The sequence below is a fragment of the Nostoc sp. DedSLP03 genome (assembly GCF_034530815.1).
In the GTDB taxonomy this organism is placed as follows: Bacteria; Cyanobacteriota; Cyanobacteriia; order Cyanobacteriales; family Nostocaceae; genus Nostoc.
The window spans coordinates 23,485-43,143 of sequence record NZ_JAVRCK010000037.1 but is presented as its reverse complement, the minus strand read 5'-3'; the positions used below and the strand labels follow the sequence as shown (position 1 = coordinate 43,143).

The window sequence follows — 19,659 nt, the reverse complement described above, 5'->3', positions numbered from 1 at the left end:
AACTCTTAACTCTGGACTATTTAAGCTTTATTCGCCAGTAATCGATAGTTCATTAACCCAAATTTTCGGGCAAACTCCACCTGGGGTTAACTCTGGCTCTTTTTCTACATAAATAATTGACTTCAAGAGTTCCAAGAAATCGCCAGCAACAGTTGCTGACTCAATACTCGTCCTCACACCCTGATTAATTAGCCAACCATCAAACGGCAAAGAAAAAGAACCTTGCAAGGATTTAACTCCAGCATGGAGAGCTTGTAAATCATCAATAAAAATCACATTTTCAGCAGTTTCTAAGCTCAACTCTTGCTCTGGAGTTGCTGTTGAAAACACGTGATAAAAATTGGGACTAACGCTGACTTTTGCACCAATACTAGCATTACCCGTTGGTTGGGCATTTAACCTTTTAGCGGTGCCAGCACTATGAAGAAATCCTGTTAAAACGCCATTTTCAATCAGCGAAATTTGACGAGTGGGTGTTCCTTCGCCATCGAAACTTTCTGCACCAACGTTAGCCGGGTGCAGTGCATCATCATAAACTGAAAGTAGAGGAGAAGCAATTTCCTTACCTAAATCATCAGGAGTAGATAGACTTTGATTGTCTAAAATACTTTGGGCATTGAACAAGTTAGAAAAAGCGCCCAACAAACTTAAGAAAGCTTCCGCAGAAAAAACAACTCGATATTTACCAGTTTTGATTTTTTCATAATTCAAGTGACTGATAGTTTTATCGGCAGTTTCTTTGATGCAACCATTAATATCTAGTTTATCTAAACTTTGGTTGATTCTAAAAGCGCCTGCACTGCGAGGTTTTTTGCCATCTTCCTCAGTTTTGCTATAAAGATAAACTGATGCCAAAGAGTGAGATTCAGTTCTTACTGCACCGTCGCTATTGAGATAAAATCTGTCAATATCTCTTTGAGACAAACCATTATAAGGTACACCTTTAATTGCTGGGTGAGCTGCTAGTAATTCTTTTTCAGCTACCAACAATTTTTCTATAAGTTCAGCAACAGGTGCTTGAGGTGCTTTATGCAGGGGTTTATTTGGAATCGGAACAGTAGCCTCTGGACTAAAATCAGGAACATTCTCTTTAACACCAAAGAAACTGGCTTCGTAGGCAGTTTTCAAAGCTAATTCCAGTCCCTTGGGGTCTACATCTGTGGTGCTGGTCACACCCATTGTATTATCTTCATTCCAAACACGAACAGTAACACCAGAGCGGTTTGAAGCTTTGACCTGTTTTGGCTCACCTTGGTCTACTTGCACGCTAGTGTCATCTACTGTTGAGCCATAAATGTCAAATTTTTTAATGCCAAGTTTATCAGCATTATCCTTAGCAGAATTTGCAATCTCATTGATATTCGGCATAGTCAATTTTGGATTTTGGATTTTAGATTTTGGATTGGAAGCGATTCTATTTTGAATAATTAGATTTTGGATGTTATTGCTTGTACTTCTCTCATAGAGTTTTGAATGAAGGAGTACTCAAGCAATTTTGGATTTGAGATTTTAGATTTAACTAACGGAACAATCAGGTAACTTGAGCATTTTGGATTTTGAATTACAATATTCAAAATCCAAAATCTAAATCTAAAATTCTTATCTTCCACCAACGGTAATAGAATCAACCTTGATGTGGGGTTGTCCGACTGTGGTGTAAATACTGCCACTGACTGAGCCACAAAAGCCTGGTGCAATTTCCAAATCTTGAGAACACATGGAAATTTTATTCATAATTTCCTTGGCTTCACCGATGAGAATTGCTCCTTTGAGTGGTTTGGTGATTTTGCCATTTTCAATTAAATAAGCTTCATCAACACTAAAGTTAAATTGACCTGTAGCACCAACGCTACCACCACCCATCTTTTTACAGTAAATACCTTTATCAACGGAGGCAAATAATTCATCATTGCTATATTCGCCAGAATCAATATAAGTATTACGCATCCGGCTAGCAGCGGCATAGGTATAGTTTTGGCGGCGTCCACTTCCAGTTCTGGGGTGTCCGGTGCGCGAGGAACCTGTTCTATCTGCTAAGAAGTTTTTCAGAACGCCTTTTTCAATTAAGAGGGTTCTTTGAGCCGGCATACCTTCGTCATCCATGTCAATTGTTCCGAAAGCATTTTCAGAACGCCCTTCATCCCAGGCTGTCAAACTTTCGTGGGCAATTTTTTCGCCTTTTTTGTCAGCAAAGGGAGTGGTATTGCGTTCTATTTGAGTGGTTTCTAGTAGGTGTCCGCAAGCTTCGTGGAAGATTACGCCGCCAAAGTGATTGGCCATAATGATGGGATAAGTACCCGACTCCACGTAATCTGCGTAGAGCATTTTTCCAGCCGATTCTGCTATTTTCTCGGCGGCTTGTTGAGAATCCCAAGTTCTCAAGAAGTTGGCATCACTAGTATTACCCGCGCGATCGCCAATTGAGGTACGATTAGCACCATCAGCACACAACAAGTTAAATCCTACTGATTGCGTGAGGCGAATATCACGGGCAAAAGTCCCGTCACTGGCAGCGATTAAAACTTCTTGCCAATCCCGGAAATAGCTAGCACGGCGCGATTGGATGTGGCTGGCTTTTTGCTTTAGGTGGGCTGTACCATCTAAAAGGATTTCTCCCATTTCTCGGATGGAGCTACACATTGGTAGCCATGCATCTTTACCTCTTTTAGTAGCGTAATCTCTAAGTAATTCTAGGTTAATTTCTGGGATGAAAGCTTTAGCAGTGGGTAGTTGTAATCCCAAGATAGAAAGACCTTTTTCTAAGGCTGCTTTCAAACCTGAAAACGAAAGGTCATTGGTGCTAACGTAGCAGTCAGCTTTACCGCGAAATACTCTGACTCCCGCGCCTGTAGACAGACTGGGTGAAATACTCGTGATAGCGTCATCTTCTGCAAGAGAACTAATATAGTTGCGACGCTCTAAAAATAATTCAATAAAGTCAGCACCAGCGGCGCGTCCTAGTCCCAGAAGGGTAGCCAGGGGGGCTTCCCAGGTTTCATCGAAACGCTCTGGTGTGGAGGAATATTGGAGAGTGGGAAGTTGATTCGAGAGAAGTAGCGTACTTGTAAGCATGAGTAGCCTCGTCTGCTGGCGTAGTTCAGAGATTTGACTGAAAAATCCTGGTGTGTTCAGTCTAACAAATGAGCAAAAGCCACAGTTGCTAGAAAAACGTGTGGATTTCCCTCCCCTTTAACAACGTCTTGGCAAATCCGCTCACAGATTAAAAATTTGGAGCTATTTGACGAAAAATTCAGAAGTCAAAATACAAAAGCGGAGCTTTGCTTGCTCCGCTTTTGTATCAGTGTAGAATAAAATACAATTCTATTTATATATTTACTGACACTCTTCTCGACTAAAGAATCCAGACTTTTCTTCTCAGGTTTATTTACGGTTTGCCATTCTTAGTGGAATTCTAACTGTTTCTTGCTGTTTGAAAGTCTGACTTAAATTAGAAGTTGGCTGTGTTGATGCTAGATTCTTAAACAAGAGTTTTAGTGTTCGAGTAATAGTTTTAAGAATTTTCATTTTGCTAGCAGTCGGTTTTTCATCGTATCTCAAAACCATTGGAATTTCTACGATTTTTGGTTTGAGAACTTTGGCTTTCAGCAGTAAATCTATCATGCAAGCAAATCCACTTTCAGTGAATAGATTGTCGCCATAATACATATCCAGTTTACTGAGGAAAGTACGGTTATATAGTCTGTAACCACAAGTATAGTCTTTTACGCCTGGTACACGAGCGGCAATTCTAAAAAGCCAGCTGGCTCCGTAACTCATTAGCTCTCTAAATTTTGATAAGCCTATAACTTTAGAACCTTTTCGATATCTAGACGCGATCGCAATATCATAGCTCCCAGCTATCATAGTGTCATACATTTTTATTAATAGCTCTGGTGGTTGAGTATTATCGCAATCCATCGCGGCTAAGAAATCACCTTCTTTAGAAATTTCCAAGAAAGTCGTAAAACCTGTTTTAATTGCTTGACCTAAACCAGCATTTTTGGGATGTTGGACTAATTTTAGTAATATACCTAGTGATTGAGATTCATCTATTGCAGTCTGAGCAGTTCTATCGCTACTGCCATCATCTACAAGAATCAGTTCTATCTCTATATTAAAGATTTGCTGCAATGTTTGAAACTTTTTGAACAAGGGGCGAATAGATTCTTCCTCATTATATGCGGGTAAAAGAACAAAAAGACTCATAAAAACCTCGTGTGATTTTTCAATGAAAATGTGATTACTCAAATTTCAAGAATTCAGTAATGGTGATTTTTTGAGAAATTCATCGACTTGTCGAACTACTGCGTTGTTATTGACGCTATCATTGACCAGCTGTGAGGTATTGACAACGAAAAAATCATCGTTTTCAGTACTCACTTTGGGAACAAAGCTGGAATAATTTAAAACTTGTAGTGGCTGTACTTTAATCGCTCGATTAATATGTGCCGCTACAATGTCATCGGCTTTGAGTTCGGGGAACATTAAACGTATACCTTGGAAAAATATTGGACGTAATTCGTCATCTGGTTGTTTTAACAACAAGTCAGTGGAAAGGATATATTTTGGTAGGAATGTCATGTGATACCCTGCTGTCTCTTGTAAAGAAACTAAATTACTCATACCGATAACTCCGGTAAAAGGAATATTTTTATCGGCAATATTCACTACGTAATAAGGAATTAGAGGCTTACGAGTAATCAGTACCATGCAGATTACACCCAGGTATTCTACTGTTTCAGTAGTGTCTGCAACTTTCACCAGTTCCCTCGCAGCAACCTGTTGCAAGATATTAACTGGTCCAGTAAAGATGACTTTATCAAAATGCTCTTTTTTAGCCTGATATTCTACCCACATTCCACCTCCTGGATGAGGTGCGATATATTCAACCGCAACACCTTTGTGGATATGACCTCCAGACGCATAAATTAATTTTTCTATATGGTCAAAAACAGTTTTATAACCGCCTGAGACATAACCTAGTTGTTCTTTATTTAATGAAGAATCGCGGGCTGAAAATAATCGTTTGATGTAAGCCCAGATAAAAACTGCTGATATTCGCTTATAGTTTTCTCCTAATTTTGATAAAAGCAAAGGTTTCCAGAGCTTTTCGTATGTGTTTTTACCACCAAGTTTTAATAGCCAATCTTCAACTAAAATCTTCTCTAAGCGCCGCCAGTTATTAAGGCGCGAACCATATAGAAGAGTAAAAGCTAATCTAATTTTATCTAGAAGTCCAAATAGAGGAAAACGCAGAAATTCTATAGTGTTACTAATAGAATAAAACTTTCTATTGTCATAAAAGCCTGTTAAACTTCTATGCCAGCGCAGTTTATCTCCAAGACCAATATCTCTGATAAAATTTATTAAGTGAGTATCAGAAGGTAAGATGACGTGATAAAAGCGATCCCAGATAAATAATCCGTAATCATGATAAGTAGTAAGTCCACCAAGCTGCTTATTACTATCAAAAACAGTGACTTTATGTCCTTGATGTGAAAGACGTTGAGCTAATACTAGCCCAGTGATGCCTCCGCCAACGATACCTATATTCATAAATTAAATTTAGATTTTGTGAAAATATTTTAGAGGATGATGTTCAAAAACTGTTAATATTAATAATTTGAATCATAAAAGATTAATGTACAACTAGAATTACGCCAGTTATAATAACGGAAATCCCTAACCATTGGCTAAAAACAACTTCTTCTTTTAAAAGATAGTGAGAAGCAATGGGTACAAATGCATACATTAATCCTAAAACTGGAAAGGCTTGACTTAAAGGAATTGTCCGCAATACATAAAGCCACAATATAGTCATAAATGTATAGCAGATAAACCAAATCAAAAAATAACGAGATAATAAGAGATTTTTGATAGAGCCGCTTTCTCCTTTATTAGAGTTAGAGATGTAAAGTCCATACTTGAGTGAGAGTTGAGCAGTTGTTCCAAACAAAACAACAAGCATTAAATTTAGCCAAGTAAAAATACTCATTTTTAATTTTTCAAGTAATTAATTATCTAAACTTGAGCTTTTTTATGGGGTTAACTACTAAAAGAACACCCAAGAATATAGTGATGACTCCTACTATTCGAGTTACCGTAATCACCTCATTAAAAAAGTAATATGAGCCGAAAAGTATTCCCACATAATTTAAACTCGTCAGTGGATAAGCAATACTTAATTTTACAGAGCGCAGAGCCAATATCCAATTTACTATTCCTAAACAGTAAACAGTAATAGCTAATGATAATTTTTGCAGAAAATCCCAAGTAAATACTCCCTCATTTGTATAAATCATGGCATGTTTCATTAGCAGTTGTCCACAGATACTAAGTAAAATACTTACAAATAAAATAATATAAGGGATTATTTTAAAGTTTGAACTTTGCGATATGGATTTCATAGTACTTTCCCTTAATAAATATAGTAGGTATGAACCGGATAGTAAAAAACCAGTCGTTCTAAACGTTTCATATCTCGGCAACACTTCTCTACAATTCGATCTCCACTTCAGTAAATAGACAAAAAATTAAGAAGGCTATGTTGAAGTGACTGATATCAAAACGATCTTTGAAGCTCATACCCTAGAGTTAAACACTAAATCCTATGTAGTATTCCAGGATAGTTGCTCTATGATGGCAGCGTTCGATATGATTGGTAGTAAAGCACGCTTAATTGTTTGACTGGATTATACTCCCAACCAAACCAGTTTATTGCTTGACAATTGGCACAATCAATTTAGAGTTTGCTTAACTGTAAATTACAGATATTTTTTGTGTTATCCAGGTTTGCTCCGACACTATTTTTAGCGCGATCTCGATAATCTAATACTGGATGCAGACATAGAGAAATTTGAGAAATTTGTCACAAATTCTCTATACATACACAAAGTTTGCAGTGTGCGTAGGTGTAGCCAGTCGTAGACATCGCTGATGTTGAACTTTGATTCCACCCACATATTCAACAGATGCACCTAAATCAAAATGGATTACCATAATTTTTGATTAATCCATTCATTAACTTTCTATCAGTTGTATCCTGCTGTAGAAATCTTTTGAAGATACTATTGATATTCTCAAGCTATAAAACCTAGCTGGATTGAGAAATATTCTCTATTTGCTCCAAAAAAGTGGATTAATGTACTGACATATCATAAAACTTCTCCCGGCTCACAGACATATCTGTAATCTCGGCTGGCAATTAAGCCGATTTATAAAAGTAATGGTTTTTACTCAAATCGAGTATGTATACGTGCTCTTTTTGGGCATGGGAACACAAGAAGTAATACAAGTCTGACTGGCTGCGTAAATCAATAGAGAGATAAATCAATCTACACTACAGTAATACGCTTTACAGATTTATGGGGAATTTTACTGGATGTCCAAACGGAGCTTTTTTACAAAACAACTAATGCAAAGTAGAGTTCGCCAATCAACTTTAAATTGAGAAAATTGAGATTGTTTGCATTGAATTTGAGATATTTCTACATCATCTAGTATTATTTTTGCTTGACTTTTCTGGGTAATTTTTTAAATAGGTTCTTTCCTCCAAATTTATTGTTACATGTAATTACTTACTAGAATACCATGAGAAAGGTATGTTGCAAATTTATCGTGATACTTTATCAAAAATTTATTTACTGACAAATACAATTAAACAAAAACTTCATAAAATAAAAATCTTCCTCTCTTATTAATTTTTGCCTGGGAAATTTGTACATTTATGAAGTAATTTATGGTACTAAACTTGTATAAGTAAAGAGTTACTATTAGATTCGATAATGCAAAGCTAAGAGTTGACCCAAGGAAAATTGAAACTTAAATAATACTACTTACGTTGACAGTGTTACACAAGTTACACTAAATTATAAACTAAATTTTAAGATGATAATCGAGAGTTGGAATTATTTTTTATCTATTCACAAAATATTCATCTAAATTTACATATTTCAGATAAAGTTAGTAGTCTGCCAATTTTCCTTCGCTGGGTAGAGGTTTTTTTATTATTTAGACTGATTATCTTCATCAAAGTCTGTTGGTAATAATTATTACCAATCCAAACTGAATGTGCCAAGATATTAATGCTTGAGATAAAATCAAGCTAATCGCTGCAAAGTAGGCAATTTCATTGGCACTCTTTTTGAACAACCAGGTAGTAGCTCAAACAGTACATAATGGTATAAAGAAAAACAACGTTAAGTTCTCTTGGTTGAATAGAGGTTTCTCTAGGTTGTTTTCCTATTGTTTGGACTCATTGTTTTGCAAAAGTCTGTTGGTAATGACGAAGACAATGATTAAGAATCCAAACTGAATCTGCCAAGGTGCTAATATTAAACTTAAGATCAAGCTAATCGCTGCGAATACACCTGCAAGATATGCTATTTCATCAGTACTCTTTTTGAACAAGTAGCCTGTAGCTAAAGCAGTACATAGTGGTATCAAGAAAAACAAAAGCATTTTACTAACCTCTGAACTAAAGGTTATAGTGTTTTTAGAACAAATTTTTTGGAAGTGTGGTTAATCTTACATCCAATAAGGTTTTGGCTACAACAGTCGAGCGAAATAAATATGATAGAAAATCAAGATTATGCAAGGCTGTATTTTATGCCAATTGGAATAATTATTGCAATAGATGAAGCGCCTAAAGCTTGACAACTATTTTTTCTGTGTTCGAGTGTGTGCGTAGCAAGATTTAAAATTTGGTACGAGATGCTACGTGAGATTGGATAGTGTTTAGTAACAGACAATTTCTGTGGGTGATGCTACTTTTGTCCTTCTCCTGACTCAACCAAGCTAAATTGAAAGGGTTATAAAACTTGCGTAGCTGGGTTTTGTCTATTTGGCCAATTACACTCTTGCGAACAATCATCTGGTAAATTAGCTTAAAACTTTGGACTTGCGCCAGGATAAGGATCTAGCATATTACCTTTAGAAGTAGCATTTTCATTTTAGACACCTAATGCTGAACATTCCTCAAATACTGGCAACTGAAATCAACCTCAAATCCCATCAGGTGCAAAACGCGCTGGAACTTTTGGCGGAGGGTGCAACAATTCCCTTTATTGCACGTTACCGCAAAGAACGCACCGATGAGATGAATGAAGTGCAACTACGCGAACTGGCCGATCGCTATACTTATTTGACAGAACTGGAAGAACGAAAATCGGTTATTTTAAGTGCGATCGCTCAACAAGGTAAACTTACAGATGAACTCAAAGCCAAAATCTCATCCTGCTTACAAAAAACCGAACTTGAGGATTTATATCTACCCTATCGCCCAAAGCGCCGCACCCGCGCCACTATCGCCAGAGAAAAAGGACTCGAACCACTAGCAGAGTTCATCAAGTCGCTAAATACCAAAAATGCTGCAATTGCATCCTTGGAGTCAGAAGCGGCTAAGTATATTTCGGAAGCGCAGGTAGTAAAAACAGCAGAAGAAGCACTCAAAGGTGCTGCTGACATTTTAGCGGAAGAAGTAGCTGAAAAAGCTGAGTTACGCGCATATATCCGCGACTATCTTTTAGAAGAAGGGGTATTTGTCTCCCGCATCAAAGATGATTATCCTGAAGGTACAACCAAATTTGAGATGTACCGTAACTATCAAATTAAGGTAAAAAATATTGCACCACACAATATGCTGGCGTTGTGTCGGGGTGAAACTGAAAAAATATTAAGCTTTGAAATTGCTTTCGATGAAGATGCGGTACTTTACTATCTTGAGTCGAAAGAGATCAAAACCAAAGTCCGGACAATTCGAGATTTTTATCAGGCGATGCTGAAGGATGCATTCAATCGTTTGATGAAAGTCTCTCTTATGGGAGAGGTTATTGCTGAGAAAAAAGTTTACGCAGACATAGAATCAATTAAGACATTTGAAACTAATCTGCGGGAGTTGCTGCTATCTGCACCAGCAGGGATGAAACCAACCCTGGCGATAGACCCTGGTTTTAGAACTGGGTGTAAAGTTGCTGTCCTCGACCAAACGGGAAAATTTTTGGAATATCAAGCGGTTTTTCCTCACCAAGCGGCTGAACAACGACTCAAAGCTGCACAAATTGTCAAAAATTTAATTGAAAAATACAAGATTGAGTTAATCGCCATTGGTAACGGTACAGCGTCCCGCGAGACAGAGGAGTTTGTCACGCAAGTACTACAAAATATAGAACGCAAACCAGTTAAGGTGATGGTGAATGAATCTGGCGCATCTATATATTCTGCAAGTACTGTAGCGCTAGAAGAGTTTCCCGATTTAGATGTTACCGTGCGCGGTGCAATTAGTATTGGCCGCCGTTTGCAAGACCCCTTAGCAGAACTAGTGAAAATCGATCCCAAATCGATTGGTGTGGGACAATATCAGCACGATGTCGATCAGAAATTGTTGAAAAAGAAATTGGATGACACTGTAGAAAGCTGCGTTAACTACGTCGGCGTAGACTTAAACACCGCATCCAAAGAACTTTTAACTTCCGTCTCTGGGATTACGGCAACAGTAGCCAATAATATTGTCGCTCATCGCAACCAGCATGGAGCCTTTAAAAATCGCCGACAACTGTTGAAAGTTCCGAAGTTGGGGCCAAAAGCTTTTGAACAAGCAGCGGGTTTTCTGCGGATTCGCGGCGGTGATAACCCTTTGGATAATACAGCAGTGCATCCAGAGAGTTATTCTGTAGTAGAAGCGATCGCATCCGATCTAAATGTGCCATTAAATCAGGTAACACAAATTGCCGAAAAACTCAAAAAGGCCAACCTGAAGAAATATGTTACCAATAGCGTTGGCGAACCCACACTGCTCGACATCCTCAGCGAACTAGAAAAACCAGGTAGAGATCCTCGGGCTGAGTTTAAGTATGCCACCTTCAGAGAAGGGATTAACGAAATCAAGCACTTAAAGGTGGGAATGGAACTAGAGGGAATCGTGACGAACGTCGCCAACTTCGGTGCTTTTGTCGATATCGGCGTACATCAAGATGGCTTGGTGCATATATCCCAACTTGCTGATAGATTTGTAGACGATCCCAACAAAATTGTCAAAGTTGGACAAGTAGTGAAAGTGCAGGTATTAGAAATCAACGAGAAACTCAAGCGGATTAGTTTGTCGATGAAAGCAGTTAAACAATAATTAGAAACAGCAGATGGCAATTTATCAAGTTCGATTTATCAATCCTACACTTGGATTAGATCGCACCATTCCAGTACCAGACGATCAATATATTCTAGATATGGCGGAAGAAGCTGGTATCCGCTTACCATCTGGGTGTAAACAAGGCGAATGTTCTGCGTGTATTGCTAAACTTATTAGTGGTGAAATCGATCAAAGCGAGCAAAAATTTCTGCGTCCAAATGAAATACAGGCTGGTTATGTTGTTACTTGTGTAACTTATCCTTTGTCTGATTGCACTTTAGAAACCCATCAAGAACAAGTCTTATATAAATCAGCCCTTTACTATAAGCCTGAGTCGGGAAAACCTGAGTGATTTTTGCCTTGTAACATTAAATTAATCTTAAATTTCTAGGGTGTGTTAAGTTTGTTTAACGCACCCTTTAAAACATTGCAATATGTTAGACATCTTCAGAAATTAATATGTGTTATCTACAATCCTTATAGAGAGGTAGTACTGCTATGTCTTTACTCCTATGTCTAATGTATAGGCGTACAGATGCGCCCAGAAAATATATTTAGAACCGCTATATTTTTCTCAACGATAGGCCTAATGGTAGAAAGAAATTCTATCTTGCAAGGGAGGTGAAACCCTAGCAAATAGTTAAAGATGATATAAGAAGTCGCAAAAAAAATCTCTAGTTATTAGGTAAAAACAATGTTGACTCCATTTTTAACCGCGCTAGCTACAGCTTTGAGCTTGTTGATTGTTGATATCGTTGTTCCAGGCGTTAATATTGCTAATTTCCCCGCCGCTATAATTGCTGCTGTAGTAATTGGTCTAATTAACGGTTCAGTTAAACCAGTTTTGTCTGGTCTTTCTTTACCACTTAACTTTCTCTCATTTGGAGCATTTTCCCTCGTCGTCAACGGTTTGTGTTTTTGGTTAGCAGCAGTGCTAGTTCCTGGGTTCGGAGTTCACGGAATTATTGGTTTCCTGCTTGGGCCAGTAATTTTAACTTTTGCGAACACCTTTATTAACAACTACTTTGTTGAAAGAAACCTTTTAACCAGCAGTGGTGATGTAAAAAATCAAGCTGAATTACCTTCTTCTAGATAAGTTTAGAACGAATAGAAACGCCAGTTAAATCACGTTTCTCACCTACATAAAATCTCCGAAGGTGGATTTCCTAATTCGGCATCCTCAAATGAATGTAATTAAACAAAATCACAAAGTTGTAAAATCATGAAATTAGTTCGTTTTCTTCTAGGTTTGTTAGTTCCTCCTTTAGGTGTTTTCTTGACAGTTGGAGTTGGCCCCACCCTGTTGATTAACATTTTGCTCACTGTTTTAGGTTGGCTTCCTGGTAGTATTCATGCAATTTGGGTTATAGCCAAGCATGACGAACAACTTAATCGAGAAGGTCGTATTTACTAATACGCAATATTAAAGCCCTCATCCTCCAACCCCTTCTCCCAATTTGGGAGAAGGAGGAGTCAATTTTAAAGTCCCTCTTCCAAGCTTGGGAGAGGGACTTTAATTCATGTGATAAGTCTAATAAAAAATGCTATTTCAACAAAAAAATAGGGTGAGAATTTACCACCCTATTTTTTCTAAGTCAATTAAACGCTAAAACAGCTTATTTATGAATAGTCTCGCGTTCTTTATCAGCAGGTTGCTTATCTTTGAACAAATCAGCCGCCGTTAAGAGTAACTGCCTCAACGTTTGTTTTATTTGGCGCTCTTTTCTGGCTAAAGATGTACCAGCTTCACCTAATTGCTCTTCTAGCTGCGATCGCTTCTGTTCTACCTGTACAGCCATCGATTCTGCTTGGGGACGAGCTTTATCATACCAGTGTTTCGCCTCGTCTAGATAATCTTGAACTTCCATATTCCGCCCACCATAGCGTGCAGCCATATTAGCTCGGACAATGGCTAGTTGCGCTTGCAGTTGCGCGTAACGTTTCTTTAACAATCCGACTTCTTCACTATCTTTAATCGCATTGACAGCAGAATCAATCGCAGTTTTGGTACTGGCAGGTTTTTCCTTACCCGTCTCTTCAATTTCTGCCAGAATTACATCAACCTCTTGTTGGAGTTGTTCTTCTTCACCATCCAATTGAGCCTGTAGCCGCTTAATATCTGTTTGAGTTTTAGCAATGTCTTCGTGTCTTTTGCTATTAATTCCTTCCAGCGCTCCTTCAATGGAAGCTGCCACTTCATCTTTGAGTTCGCTGCCTTTTTCTTGGAAGTTTTCAATTACAGCAGAAACAGCATCTTTCACAATGCTACGAACTTCAGTAGAACCTTGTTTAAACTCAGAAGCTACTTGAGAAACTGCGGATTTTACTATTTCTCGAATCCGCTCAGTTCTTAATTGTCCGGTTTCTTTTGCTTGTTGCAGGTCGGCTTGAATTTGTTGTTTGATATTGTTAGGCATTTTCAACTCGGAGAATTTAACTAGTTGGGATAATATTTTCTCTTAATGTTCCTACATCCATATTATGGCGTAGCCCAAACTGGCTTGGTACTTCCTTTAGATATAAAATTGTAGTCCCAAAGAGGTGATGTGTAAGATGTTGCCCATTTGTGAGATGATGAATATTTAGTGGTAGTAATTGGAAGTAAAATATGTGGCAAGTAAATATTACTTGTTCGGATGATGCCTGGAAAATCTATGGTGTTGATTTTAAAGCGATCGCAGCGAAATATCAAGGTGAATTAATTAGTTCAAAAAAAATGCCAAATGGTACGCGCATCATGTCTTATAAAATTGAAGATGTGAGCGATGCCGAAGCTTTTCAAGAAGATTGTGCAAATTTTACTGGATTTATAACTGACTTTGAATCCCTCTAGTATTGATTTTGATACTTATGTCTACAACTAATATGTTCAAATCTGGAGAAATTAATTGAAAAAACTACTGACATTAGTATTAGTAACTTTTTTGTTATTAATCAGTACTTTTACTTTGCCTGTTAGGGCAGCAGACACAGTTAACGGCGAACAAATATTTAGCGTTCATTGTGCTGGTTGTCATATCAACGGTAGCAATATCATCAGGCGAGGTAAAAATCTCAAAAAACAAGCCTTGAAAAAGTATGGCATGGATTCAATAGAGGCAGTTACATCTATAGTTACCAATGGTAAAAATAATATGTCAGCCTACAAAGAGCGTCTCACCGAACAGCAAATTCAAGACGTTGCTGCTTACGTTCTCGAACAAGCTGAAAAAGGCTGGCGTTAAAAAGTTAGGAGTTGGGAGTTGGAAGTTAGAAGTTAAGACTTTAGCTGTTATTAGCTCTGGCAGTCTTAAATCATTCATAATAAAGTAGAACAGTTAAAAAGGCTGTAAAACCCCCTTGTCAACTCACTAATTATTAACTCTTCTCACTCCTAACTCTTAACTCCTAACTTATAACTCCTCACTCATAAATTGAAAATGAACTTACCCGTAGCTAGTCGTCTCCAATTTACTCCCGATTTGAACATCTGCCGCATATTAAATGGGATGTGGCAAGTCTCCGGCGCACACGGGCAGATCAATCCCCAAGCCGCTATTGAGACTATGTTCAAATATTTAGATGCAGGTTTTACTACTTGGGATTTAGCAGATCATTATGGCCCCGCAGAAGACTTTATTGGTGAGTTTCGTTGCCAACTAATTGATACTCGTGGGAAAGATGCTTTATCTCAAGTACAAGCTTTTACGAAATGGGTACCTCGTCCAGGCAAAATGACAAAAAAACTCGTTGAGGAAAATATTGATATTTCCTTGAGAAGGATGAATATGCAATCGTTAGATTTGATGCAATTCCACTGGTGGGAATATCAAGATAAAAATTACCTGGATGCCCTCAAATATATGGCAGAACTTCAGACTGAGGGTAAAATTAAGCATCTAGGTTTAACTAATTTTGACACGGAAAACTTGAAGCTTATTACTGAAGCAGGCATCAAAATTGTTTCTAACCAAGTGCAATTTTCCCTAGTTGACCGCCGTCCTGAAGTTAATATGGTGGAGTTTTGTCAGCAGCATGATATAAAGCTTTTTACTTATGGTACGCTGTGCGGCGGTTTGTTATCAGAAAACTATTTAGGTAAACCGGAACCGCGAGGATTTGATCTTTCTACTGCTAGTTTGAAAAAATATAAAAATATGATCGATGCTTGGGGTGGTTGGCGATTATTTCAAGAGTTGCTGGCTATCCTGAAGGAAATTGCTAATAAGCATGGAGTCAGCATTTCAAATGTGGCAGTGCGTTACATTTTAGATCGACCAACTGTGGGCGGTGTGATAGTTGGTGCCAGACTTGGAGTATCTGAACATATAGAAGATAACGCCAAAGTATTTAGTTTTAGTTTAGATGAAGACGATCGCGATCGCATCAATGCAGTATCTCGCCAATCACGCGATTTGTACCAGCTAATCGGCGATTGCGGCGACGAATATCGGCGATAAAACTTTTGAACAGTTCAACAATATACGACACTTTTCCAACATCTTCTTATGCAACTATGATTAGTATTGGATCGCTGAGTGGGGAAATGCGATCGCGTTAATCTTAAATTAATTGGCGACAATGTAAAAAGTTTCTGCAATCAGTCCTCTAGATACATTCATGAGTATCAAAGACTCATTCACGAGTATAAAAGACTCGTCAGCTGTTTGGTAAGGTGCGTTAGCTGTTGCTAACGTACCAAAAATATCTTGGAGGGTGCGTTAGCAAGGTAACACACACTACGAAAGTTACTAATCTACTTCATACATCTGCTTATGTTTGGCTAAAAGCTCTTGATATTTCTCGTTTGTCTTTGCTTCTACCCACTTAGCTTTAAATATTGCTGCTGACTCGGCTTTAACTGGATCTACTTCATAGGGAAGAATCTCTTTTTTAGAACCTGAATCTTCCGAATTTTGTTTATACTTCCTACCGCTTTTATGATTAGCATAACGGCGGGAGCGAGTATAACCCATTTGGATAAATTTCCGTGCCATATCGGCTCCGACAAAATCATTTTTCTCTAAATAATCAAGAAAAAGCTCGTAAATTTTCTCACTCGACTCTTTAGCAATATCAGGAGTTTTGAACCGCCAGTAAGGAAGAATTTCTGATTTGTATGGTTCAACCAAAAGTACACCCTGTTCACCCTTGCCAACGCGATAGAGTTCAGGATGTTGGCGAAAATCAATATTTTTAAAGTCTAAAGAATAGTTAAAAGCCATGATAGATTTTTATTAGGAATAGTAAACTTTCAAAAAAAGTTCAACTTCTATCTAAGTATTGAGATTTTGTTAATTATGCTATCTAGCACCCAATCTCTAAACAGTGTTATTGCACCAGGAAGTCTGCGTAGAGTACATCACATTGCTCTCAACGTCAAGGATATGCAAGCCTCGCGCTATTTTTATGGCACAATCCTGGGTTTACACGAACTCACAGGTGACGAAGTACCCGCAACCCTAGTGGAACTAGTTGCATCTGGGAAAGTAGCCAACTTCATCACCCCTGATGGTACAATTCTAGATTTATTTGGAGAACCAGAATTATCGCCACCAAATCAAGACCCCGAAAAGACCTTTACTAGGGCTTACCATCTAGCCTTTGACATCGATCCGCAGTTATTCGATCGCGCGGTGACAGTAATTAGAGAAAATAAAATAGCGATCGCACATGGCCCAGTCACTCGTCCTACTGGTAGAGGAGTGTATTTTTACGATCCAGATGGCTTTATGATTGAAATTCGTTGCGATCCAGAAGCTAGTTAACTTAAGGGTAATAACAAAAGTATCTACTATGACCGCCAAACTCACGGAAATATTTAAAGTAATTGAAGACACAATTACAAAACCACCAATTCCACACGAACCATACAAGCAATCATTGAAAGCCTGGGCGATGTATTGTTTACGAGACAAAGGTTTTATAGTCTCTTATGCTCAAAATGCCGACTTTGCCATTGAAAGAAAACGTGAAGAAAAGCTATATTTCAAAGTTGCAAACAGCCCCGATGATTTAGATAATTCTCTTAACTGGATTGTTTGGGATAGTGTCACCAAAAGCGCCAGTCTCATTCCCCAAAAGATAGATTGATACCAAAATAGTCATCAAATATTTCCCTGATTCTGTAACTATTCTGATTCATGTTAGCGATAGCGGGGCGTTTAGCCCATTCTGACTCCTGAATTGTGACTAGACAACTGCTGCACAAATATTTAATGTTCTGGTGAATTTAATCCTAACTGTAATACAGCCAATACTTGCTGCATATTGCCAGCAATTAAATCGGACATTGACAACCACAAACCAGGAAATACTTGACTTTTGATAATTCCATCTGCGTCCACTTCTAAGGATATATATTCTCCTTGTTGCAGGCTAAACCAATCTAATTTGTTTTCAAATATTTGCCAAACAATATATTCTTTGACTCCATTACGACCATAAACTTTTTTCTTGTCATGTAAATCAATAGCAACGCTGCTAGCTGCTATCTCTATTACCAGTTCTGGCGCACCTTCGATGTAATCATCATCGCTCAAACGAGATTGTCCTTGGGATATTGGTGTGATTAATAACACTCCATCTGGTTGCGGTTCATTGTCTCGATCTAAGCGGACTGTTGGCTCAATTCCTAATCTCACACCAGGAGTAGCAATTTGGTAAGTCCACAACCAACCGATAAGATGGCCATGTGGTTCAGCATGACTTTCAAAGCGTAATGGGGATGCCAAGTATACAACTCCTTCAATTAATTCTGCCTTTTGATGACGGGGCATTGCTTGATAGCGTCGCTCAAATTCGTAGCGAGTAAGGCGATCGCCATTTTCTAAATGAGGAATTCGCTGCTTGAATGATAGGTTGACCATGATTTTCTGCTCTAGCAAGGAGTCTTACTTTATTATGGCTTGATACCTTAATTACGAATTACGAATTACGAATTACGAATTAGTGCTGGGTTTCTCAAACACCATTAAATGCTGTTGAGGTAACAAGTTTTTAGTTTCCCGCCAAACCAAACCAACAGCTTGCATTTCTTTACGGACTTGTTTTTGAGTCATTTTGTGCAGACGTTTAATCATAATAAAAGGATTTTCACCCCGATACTCAACCAGCACTACCTTCCCACCTGGTTTAAGTGCTTTCACAATTCCTTGCATCACTTCTTGGGGATACTCAAGTTCATGATAAGCATCCACCATCAAAGCTAAATCGATACTTTCAGATGGTAAATTAGGGTCAGTAAAAGTGGCTAAAACAGGCTCAATATTGGTGATATTTTTCTCTTTTTTGAACAACTCAATGATTTCCAACATTTCTGGTTGAACATCTACAGCTAACACCTTACCTGTTGTTAATAACGGCGCGATGCGAAAGCTTAAGTAACCTGTACCAGCGCCAATATCCGCCACCACATCATTAGGTTTGAGATTGAGGAGGCTGATTACCTTACTTGGCTGTTCTTCTCGCTCTCGGCTGGGACGTTCTAGCCAGCCAGCGCCAGTGTATCCCATAACTTGGGCAATTTCGCGCCCTATGTAGTATTTGCCGATACCATCTGGACTGTGGATTATCCGGTGTTCATAAACTGTGACAGTTGCGGCTTGTGCTGTCAGGGTTGGGTTCAGCAGGGAGCAACTTAATATCACAACAAAAGTTACTATAAAGTGGAGAAAATTTGGCATTTGGTTATGACTGATTTGGATAGTTATAAGCAGCGACTAAAAGAATTTTATGGTAGTAGAACGACTTATGACCATGAAGAAGGTACTCGCCATCCTCTAGAAGCCAAGCTTCTACTTGAATTTGTGCCGTTACATTCGGGACAGAAAATCCTTGATGTGGCGACTGGAACGGGTTTAGTTGCAATACCCGCAGCCCAAAAAGTTGGTTCAGAGGGCTACGTGATTGGGATTGATATGACCCCTGGAATGTTACATCAAGCAAGACTTAAAATTGCAGCAGCAAAATTACAAAATATCGAGTTGATTGAGGCGGATGCAGAATATTTCAACTTTAGCGATCGTAGTTTTGATGCTGTCTTTTGCTGTGAGGTAATTGTACTTTTTCCTGATATCCTTGCTACTTTGCAAAAGTGGTATGGCTTCTTAAAAACAGGAGGGTATGTGGCATTTACCTGTCCTCCGGAAACTGCTTATATGGCATCTCTTCAGCAGAGGATCTGCGCTAGAGTATTGGGCGAATCATTACCACATATTCTTGAACCACTGGGGACTCCAGAAAAATGTCGAAATTTGCTCAATCAGGCAGGTTTTAGAGATATCGAAATCAAGATTGAGCCATCAGGACGTTATCGCCCTCTTAGCGATAACAAATTATCTTGGACAGCAATTAATATAAATTTTAAAGGTAATCCGTTATTGTCAAAATTATCACCAGAACAATTAAATCAGTTGGAAGTTGAATACACTACAGAAATTGAGAAACTAGCAACCGATCGAGGTCTTTGGCAAGACACTACAAAGTTATTTGTTCGCGCTCGAAAATAAGTTGATGAGCTTTGCTCCTGAACTGACACATCAGGGCGATCGCAC

20 protein-coding genes are annotated in these 19,659 nt (G+C 38.4%); 10 read left to right on the top strand and 10 right to left on the bottom strand.

The genetic code is table 11. The features are described from left to right. Positions 1-27: 27 nt before the first annotated feature. The 6 genes from RM368_RS18825 to RM368_RS18800 all read right to left on the bottom strand — a co-directional run bounded on the left by RM368_RS18825 (position 28) and on the right by RM368_RS18800 (position 6,407). Entirely contained in the window at positions 28-1,368 is a 1,341-nt protein-coding gene (locus RM368_RS18825) for a TldD/PmbA family protein (RefSeq protein WP_322695468.1), read from the bottom strand. Between the two features lie 231 nt (positions 1,369-1,599). Beyond that, positions 1,600-3,072, bottom strand: coding sequence for a TldD/PmbA family protein (locus RM368_RS18820; protein ID WP_322695467.1), 1,473 nt, complete (start codon positions 3,070-3,072; stop codon positions 1,600-1,602). A gap of 309 nt (positions 3,073-3,381) precedes the next feature. Then, a complete protein-coding gene (locus RM368_RS18815) occupies positions 3,382-4,206 on the bottom strand; it encodes a glycosyltransferase family 2 protein (protein WP_322695466.1) in 825 nt (274 codons plus the stop codon). Positions 4,207-4,251: 45 nt separating this feature from the next. Further along, the gene (locus RM368_RS18810) at positions 4,252-5,556 is read right to left on the bottom strand and encodes an NAD(P)/FAD-dependent oxidoreductase (protein ID WP_322695465.1); all 1,305 of its coding nucleotides are present in this window, start codon (positions 5,554-5,556) and stop codon (positions 4,252-4,254) included. 82 nt (positions 5,557-5,638) lie between these two features. Continuing rightward, positions 5,639-5,995, bottom strand: a complete 357-nt coding sequence (locus tag RM368_RS18805; RefSeq protein ID WP_322695464.1) for an EamA family transporter — start codon at positions 5,993-5,995, stop codon at positions 5,639-5,641. A gap of 22 nt (positions 5,996-6,017) precedes the next feature. Then, on the bottom strand, positions 6,018-6,407 hold the full coding sequence (locus tag RM368_RS18800) for an EamA family transporter (RefSeq protein ID WP_322695463.1): 390 nt from the start codon (positions 6,405-6,407) through the stop codon (positions 6,018-6,020). Between the two features lie 2,555 nt (positions 6,408-8,962). Between RM368_RS18800 and RM368_RS18795 the strand changes: the two genes are divergently transcribed. The 4 genes from RM368_RS18795 (at position 8,963) to RM368_RS18780 (ending at position 12,539) form a co-directional block, all read left to right on the top strand. Further along, the gene (locus tag RM368_RS18795) at positions 8,963-11,122 is read left to right on the top strand and encodes a Tex family protein (RefSeq protein WP_322695462.1); all 2,160 of its coding nucleotides are present in this window, start codon (positions 8,963-8,965) and stop codon (positions 11,120-11,122) included. A 13-nt stretch (positions 11,123-11,135) separates the two neighbouring features. Further along, positions 11,136-11,477: a 2Fe-2S iron-sulfur cluster-binding protein gene (locus tag RM368_RS18790; protein ID WP_322695461.1), complete on the top strand. Its 342-nt coding sequence runs from the start codon at positions 11,136-11,138 to the stop codon at positions 11,475-11,477. Between the two features lie 342 nt (positions 11,478-11,819). Beyond that, positions 11,820-12,221, top strand: coding sequence for a phage holin family protein (locus tag RM368_RS18785; protein WP_322695460.1), 402 nt, complete (start codon positions 11,820-11,822; stop codon positions 12,219-12,221). Positions 12,222-12,347: 126 nt separating this feature from the next. Further along, on the top strand, positions 12,348-12,539 hold the full coding sequence (locus tag RM368_RS18780; RefSeq protein ID WP_322695459.1) for a YqaE/Pmp3 family membrane protein: 192 nt from the start codon (positions 12,348-12,350) through the stop codon (positions 12,537-12,539). A 202-nt stretch (positions 12,540-12,741) separates the two neighbouring features. Here the strand turns inward: RM368_RS18780 and RM368_RS18775 are convergent, their stop codons facing one another. Continuing rightward, complete coding sequence (locus tag RM368_RS18775) at positions 12,742-13,542, bottom strand: histidine kinase (protein ID WP_322695458.1); 801 nt, start codon at positions 13,540-13,542, stop codon at positions 12,742-12,744. A 191-nt stretch (positions 13,543-13,733) separates the two neighbouring features. On the opposite strand from RM368_RS18775, the gene RM368_RS18770 reads away from it, so the two are divergent. The 3 genes from RM368_RS18770 to RM368_RS18760 all read left to right on the top strand — a co-directional run bounded on the left by RM368_RS18770 (position 13,734) and on the right by RM368_RS18760 (position 15,564). Further along, entirely contained in the window at positions 13,734-13,958 is a 225-nt protein-coding gene (locus tag RM368_RS18770; RefSeq protein ID WP_322695457.1) for a hypothetical protein, read from the top strand. A 55-nt stretch (positions 13,959-14,013) separates the two neighbouring features. Further along, positions 14,014-14,349 carry a cytochrome c6 PetJ gene (petJ, locus tag RM368_RS18765; RefSeq protein ID WP_322695456.1) on the top strand — a complete coding sequence of 112 codons (336 nt, stop codon included), beginning with the start codon at positions 14,014-14,016 and terminating at the stop codon, positions 14,347-14,349. Between the two features lie 195 nt (positions 14,350-14,544). Beyond that, positions 14,545-15,564 carry an aldo/keto reductase gene (locus RM368_RS18760; RefSeq protein WP_322695455.1) on the top strand — a complete coding sequence of 340 codons (1,020 nt, stop codon included), beginning with the start codon at positions 14,545-14,547 and terminating at the stop codon, positions 15,562-15,564. 291 nt (positions 15,565-15,855) lie between these two features. On the opposite strand, the gene RM368_RS18755 is transcribed toward RM368_RS18760, so the two are convergent. After that, positions 15,856-16,329 (bottom strand): DUF4385 domain-containing protein, encoded by a 474-nt coding sequence (locus RM368_RS18755; protein ID WP_322695454.1) that lies wholly within the window; start codon positions 16,327-16,329, stop codon positions 15,856-15,858. Between the two features lie 75 nt (positions 16,330-16,404). On the opposite strand from RM368_RS18755, the gene RM368_RS18750 reads away from it, so the two are divergent. Together RM368_RS18750 and RM368_RS18745 are read left to right on the top strand one after the other, a co-directional pair. Further along, positions 16,405-16,872, top strand: coding sequence for a VOC family protein (locus RM368_RS18750; RefSeq protein ID WP_322695453.1), 468 nt, complete (start codon positions 16,405-16,407; stop codon positions 16,870-16,872). A 28-nt stretch (positions 16,873-16,900) separates the two neighbouring features. After that, complete coding sequence (locus tag RM368_RS18745) at positions 16,901-17,197, top strand: hypothetical protein (protein ID WP_322695452.1); 297 nt, start codon at positions 16,901-16,903, stop codon at positions 17,195-17,197. 122 nt (positions 17,198-17,319) lie between these two features. On the opposite strand, the gene RM368_RS18740 is transcribed toward RM368_RS18745, so the two are convergent. Next, positions 17,320-17,973, bottom strand: coding sequence for a Uma2 family endonuclease (locus tag RM368_RS18740; RefSeq protein ID WP_322695451.1), 654 nt, complete (start codon positions 17,971-17,973; stop codon positions 17,320-17,322). A gap of 72 nt (positions 17,974-18,045) precedes the next feature. Continuing rightward, positions 18,046-18,789: a class I SAM-dependent methyltransferase gene (locus tag RM368_RS18735; protein WP_322695450.1), complete on the bottom strand. Its 744-nt coding sequence runs from the start codon at positions 18,787-18,789 to the stop codon at positions 18,046-18,048. Positions 18,790-18,795: 6 nt separating this feature from the next. On the opposite strand from RM368_RS18735, the gene RM368_RS18730 reads away from it, so the two are divergent. Then, positions 18,796-19,614, top strand: coding sequence for a class I SAM-dependent methyltransferase (locus RM368_RS18730; RefSeq protein WP_322695449.1), 819 nt, complete (start codon positions 18,796-18,798; stop codon positions 19,612-19,614). The last annotated feature ends 45 nt before the right edge of the window (positions 19,615-19,659 follow it).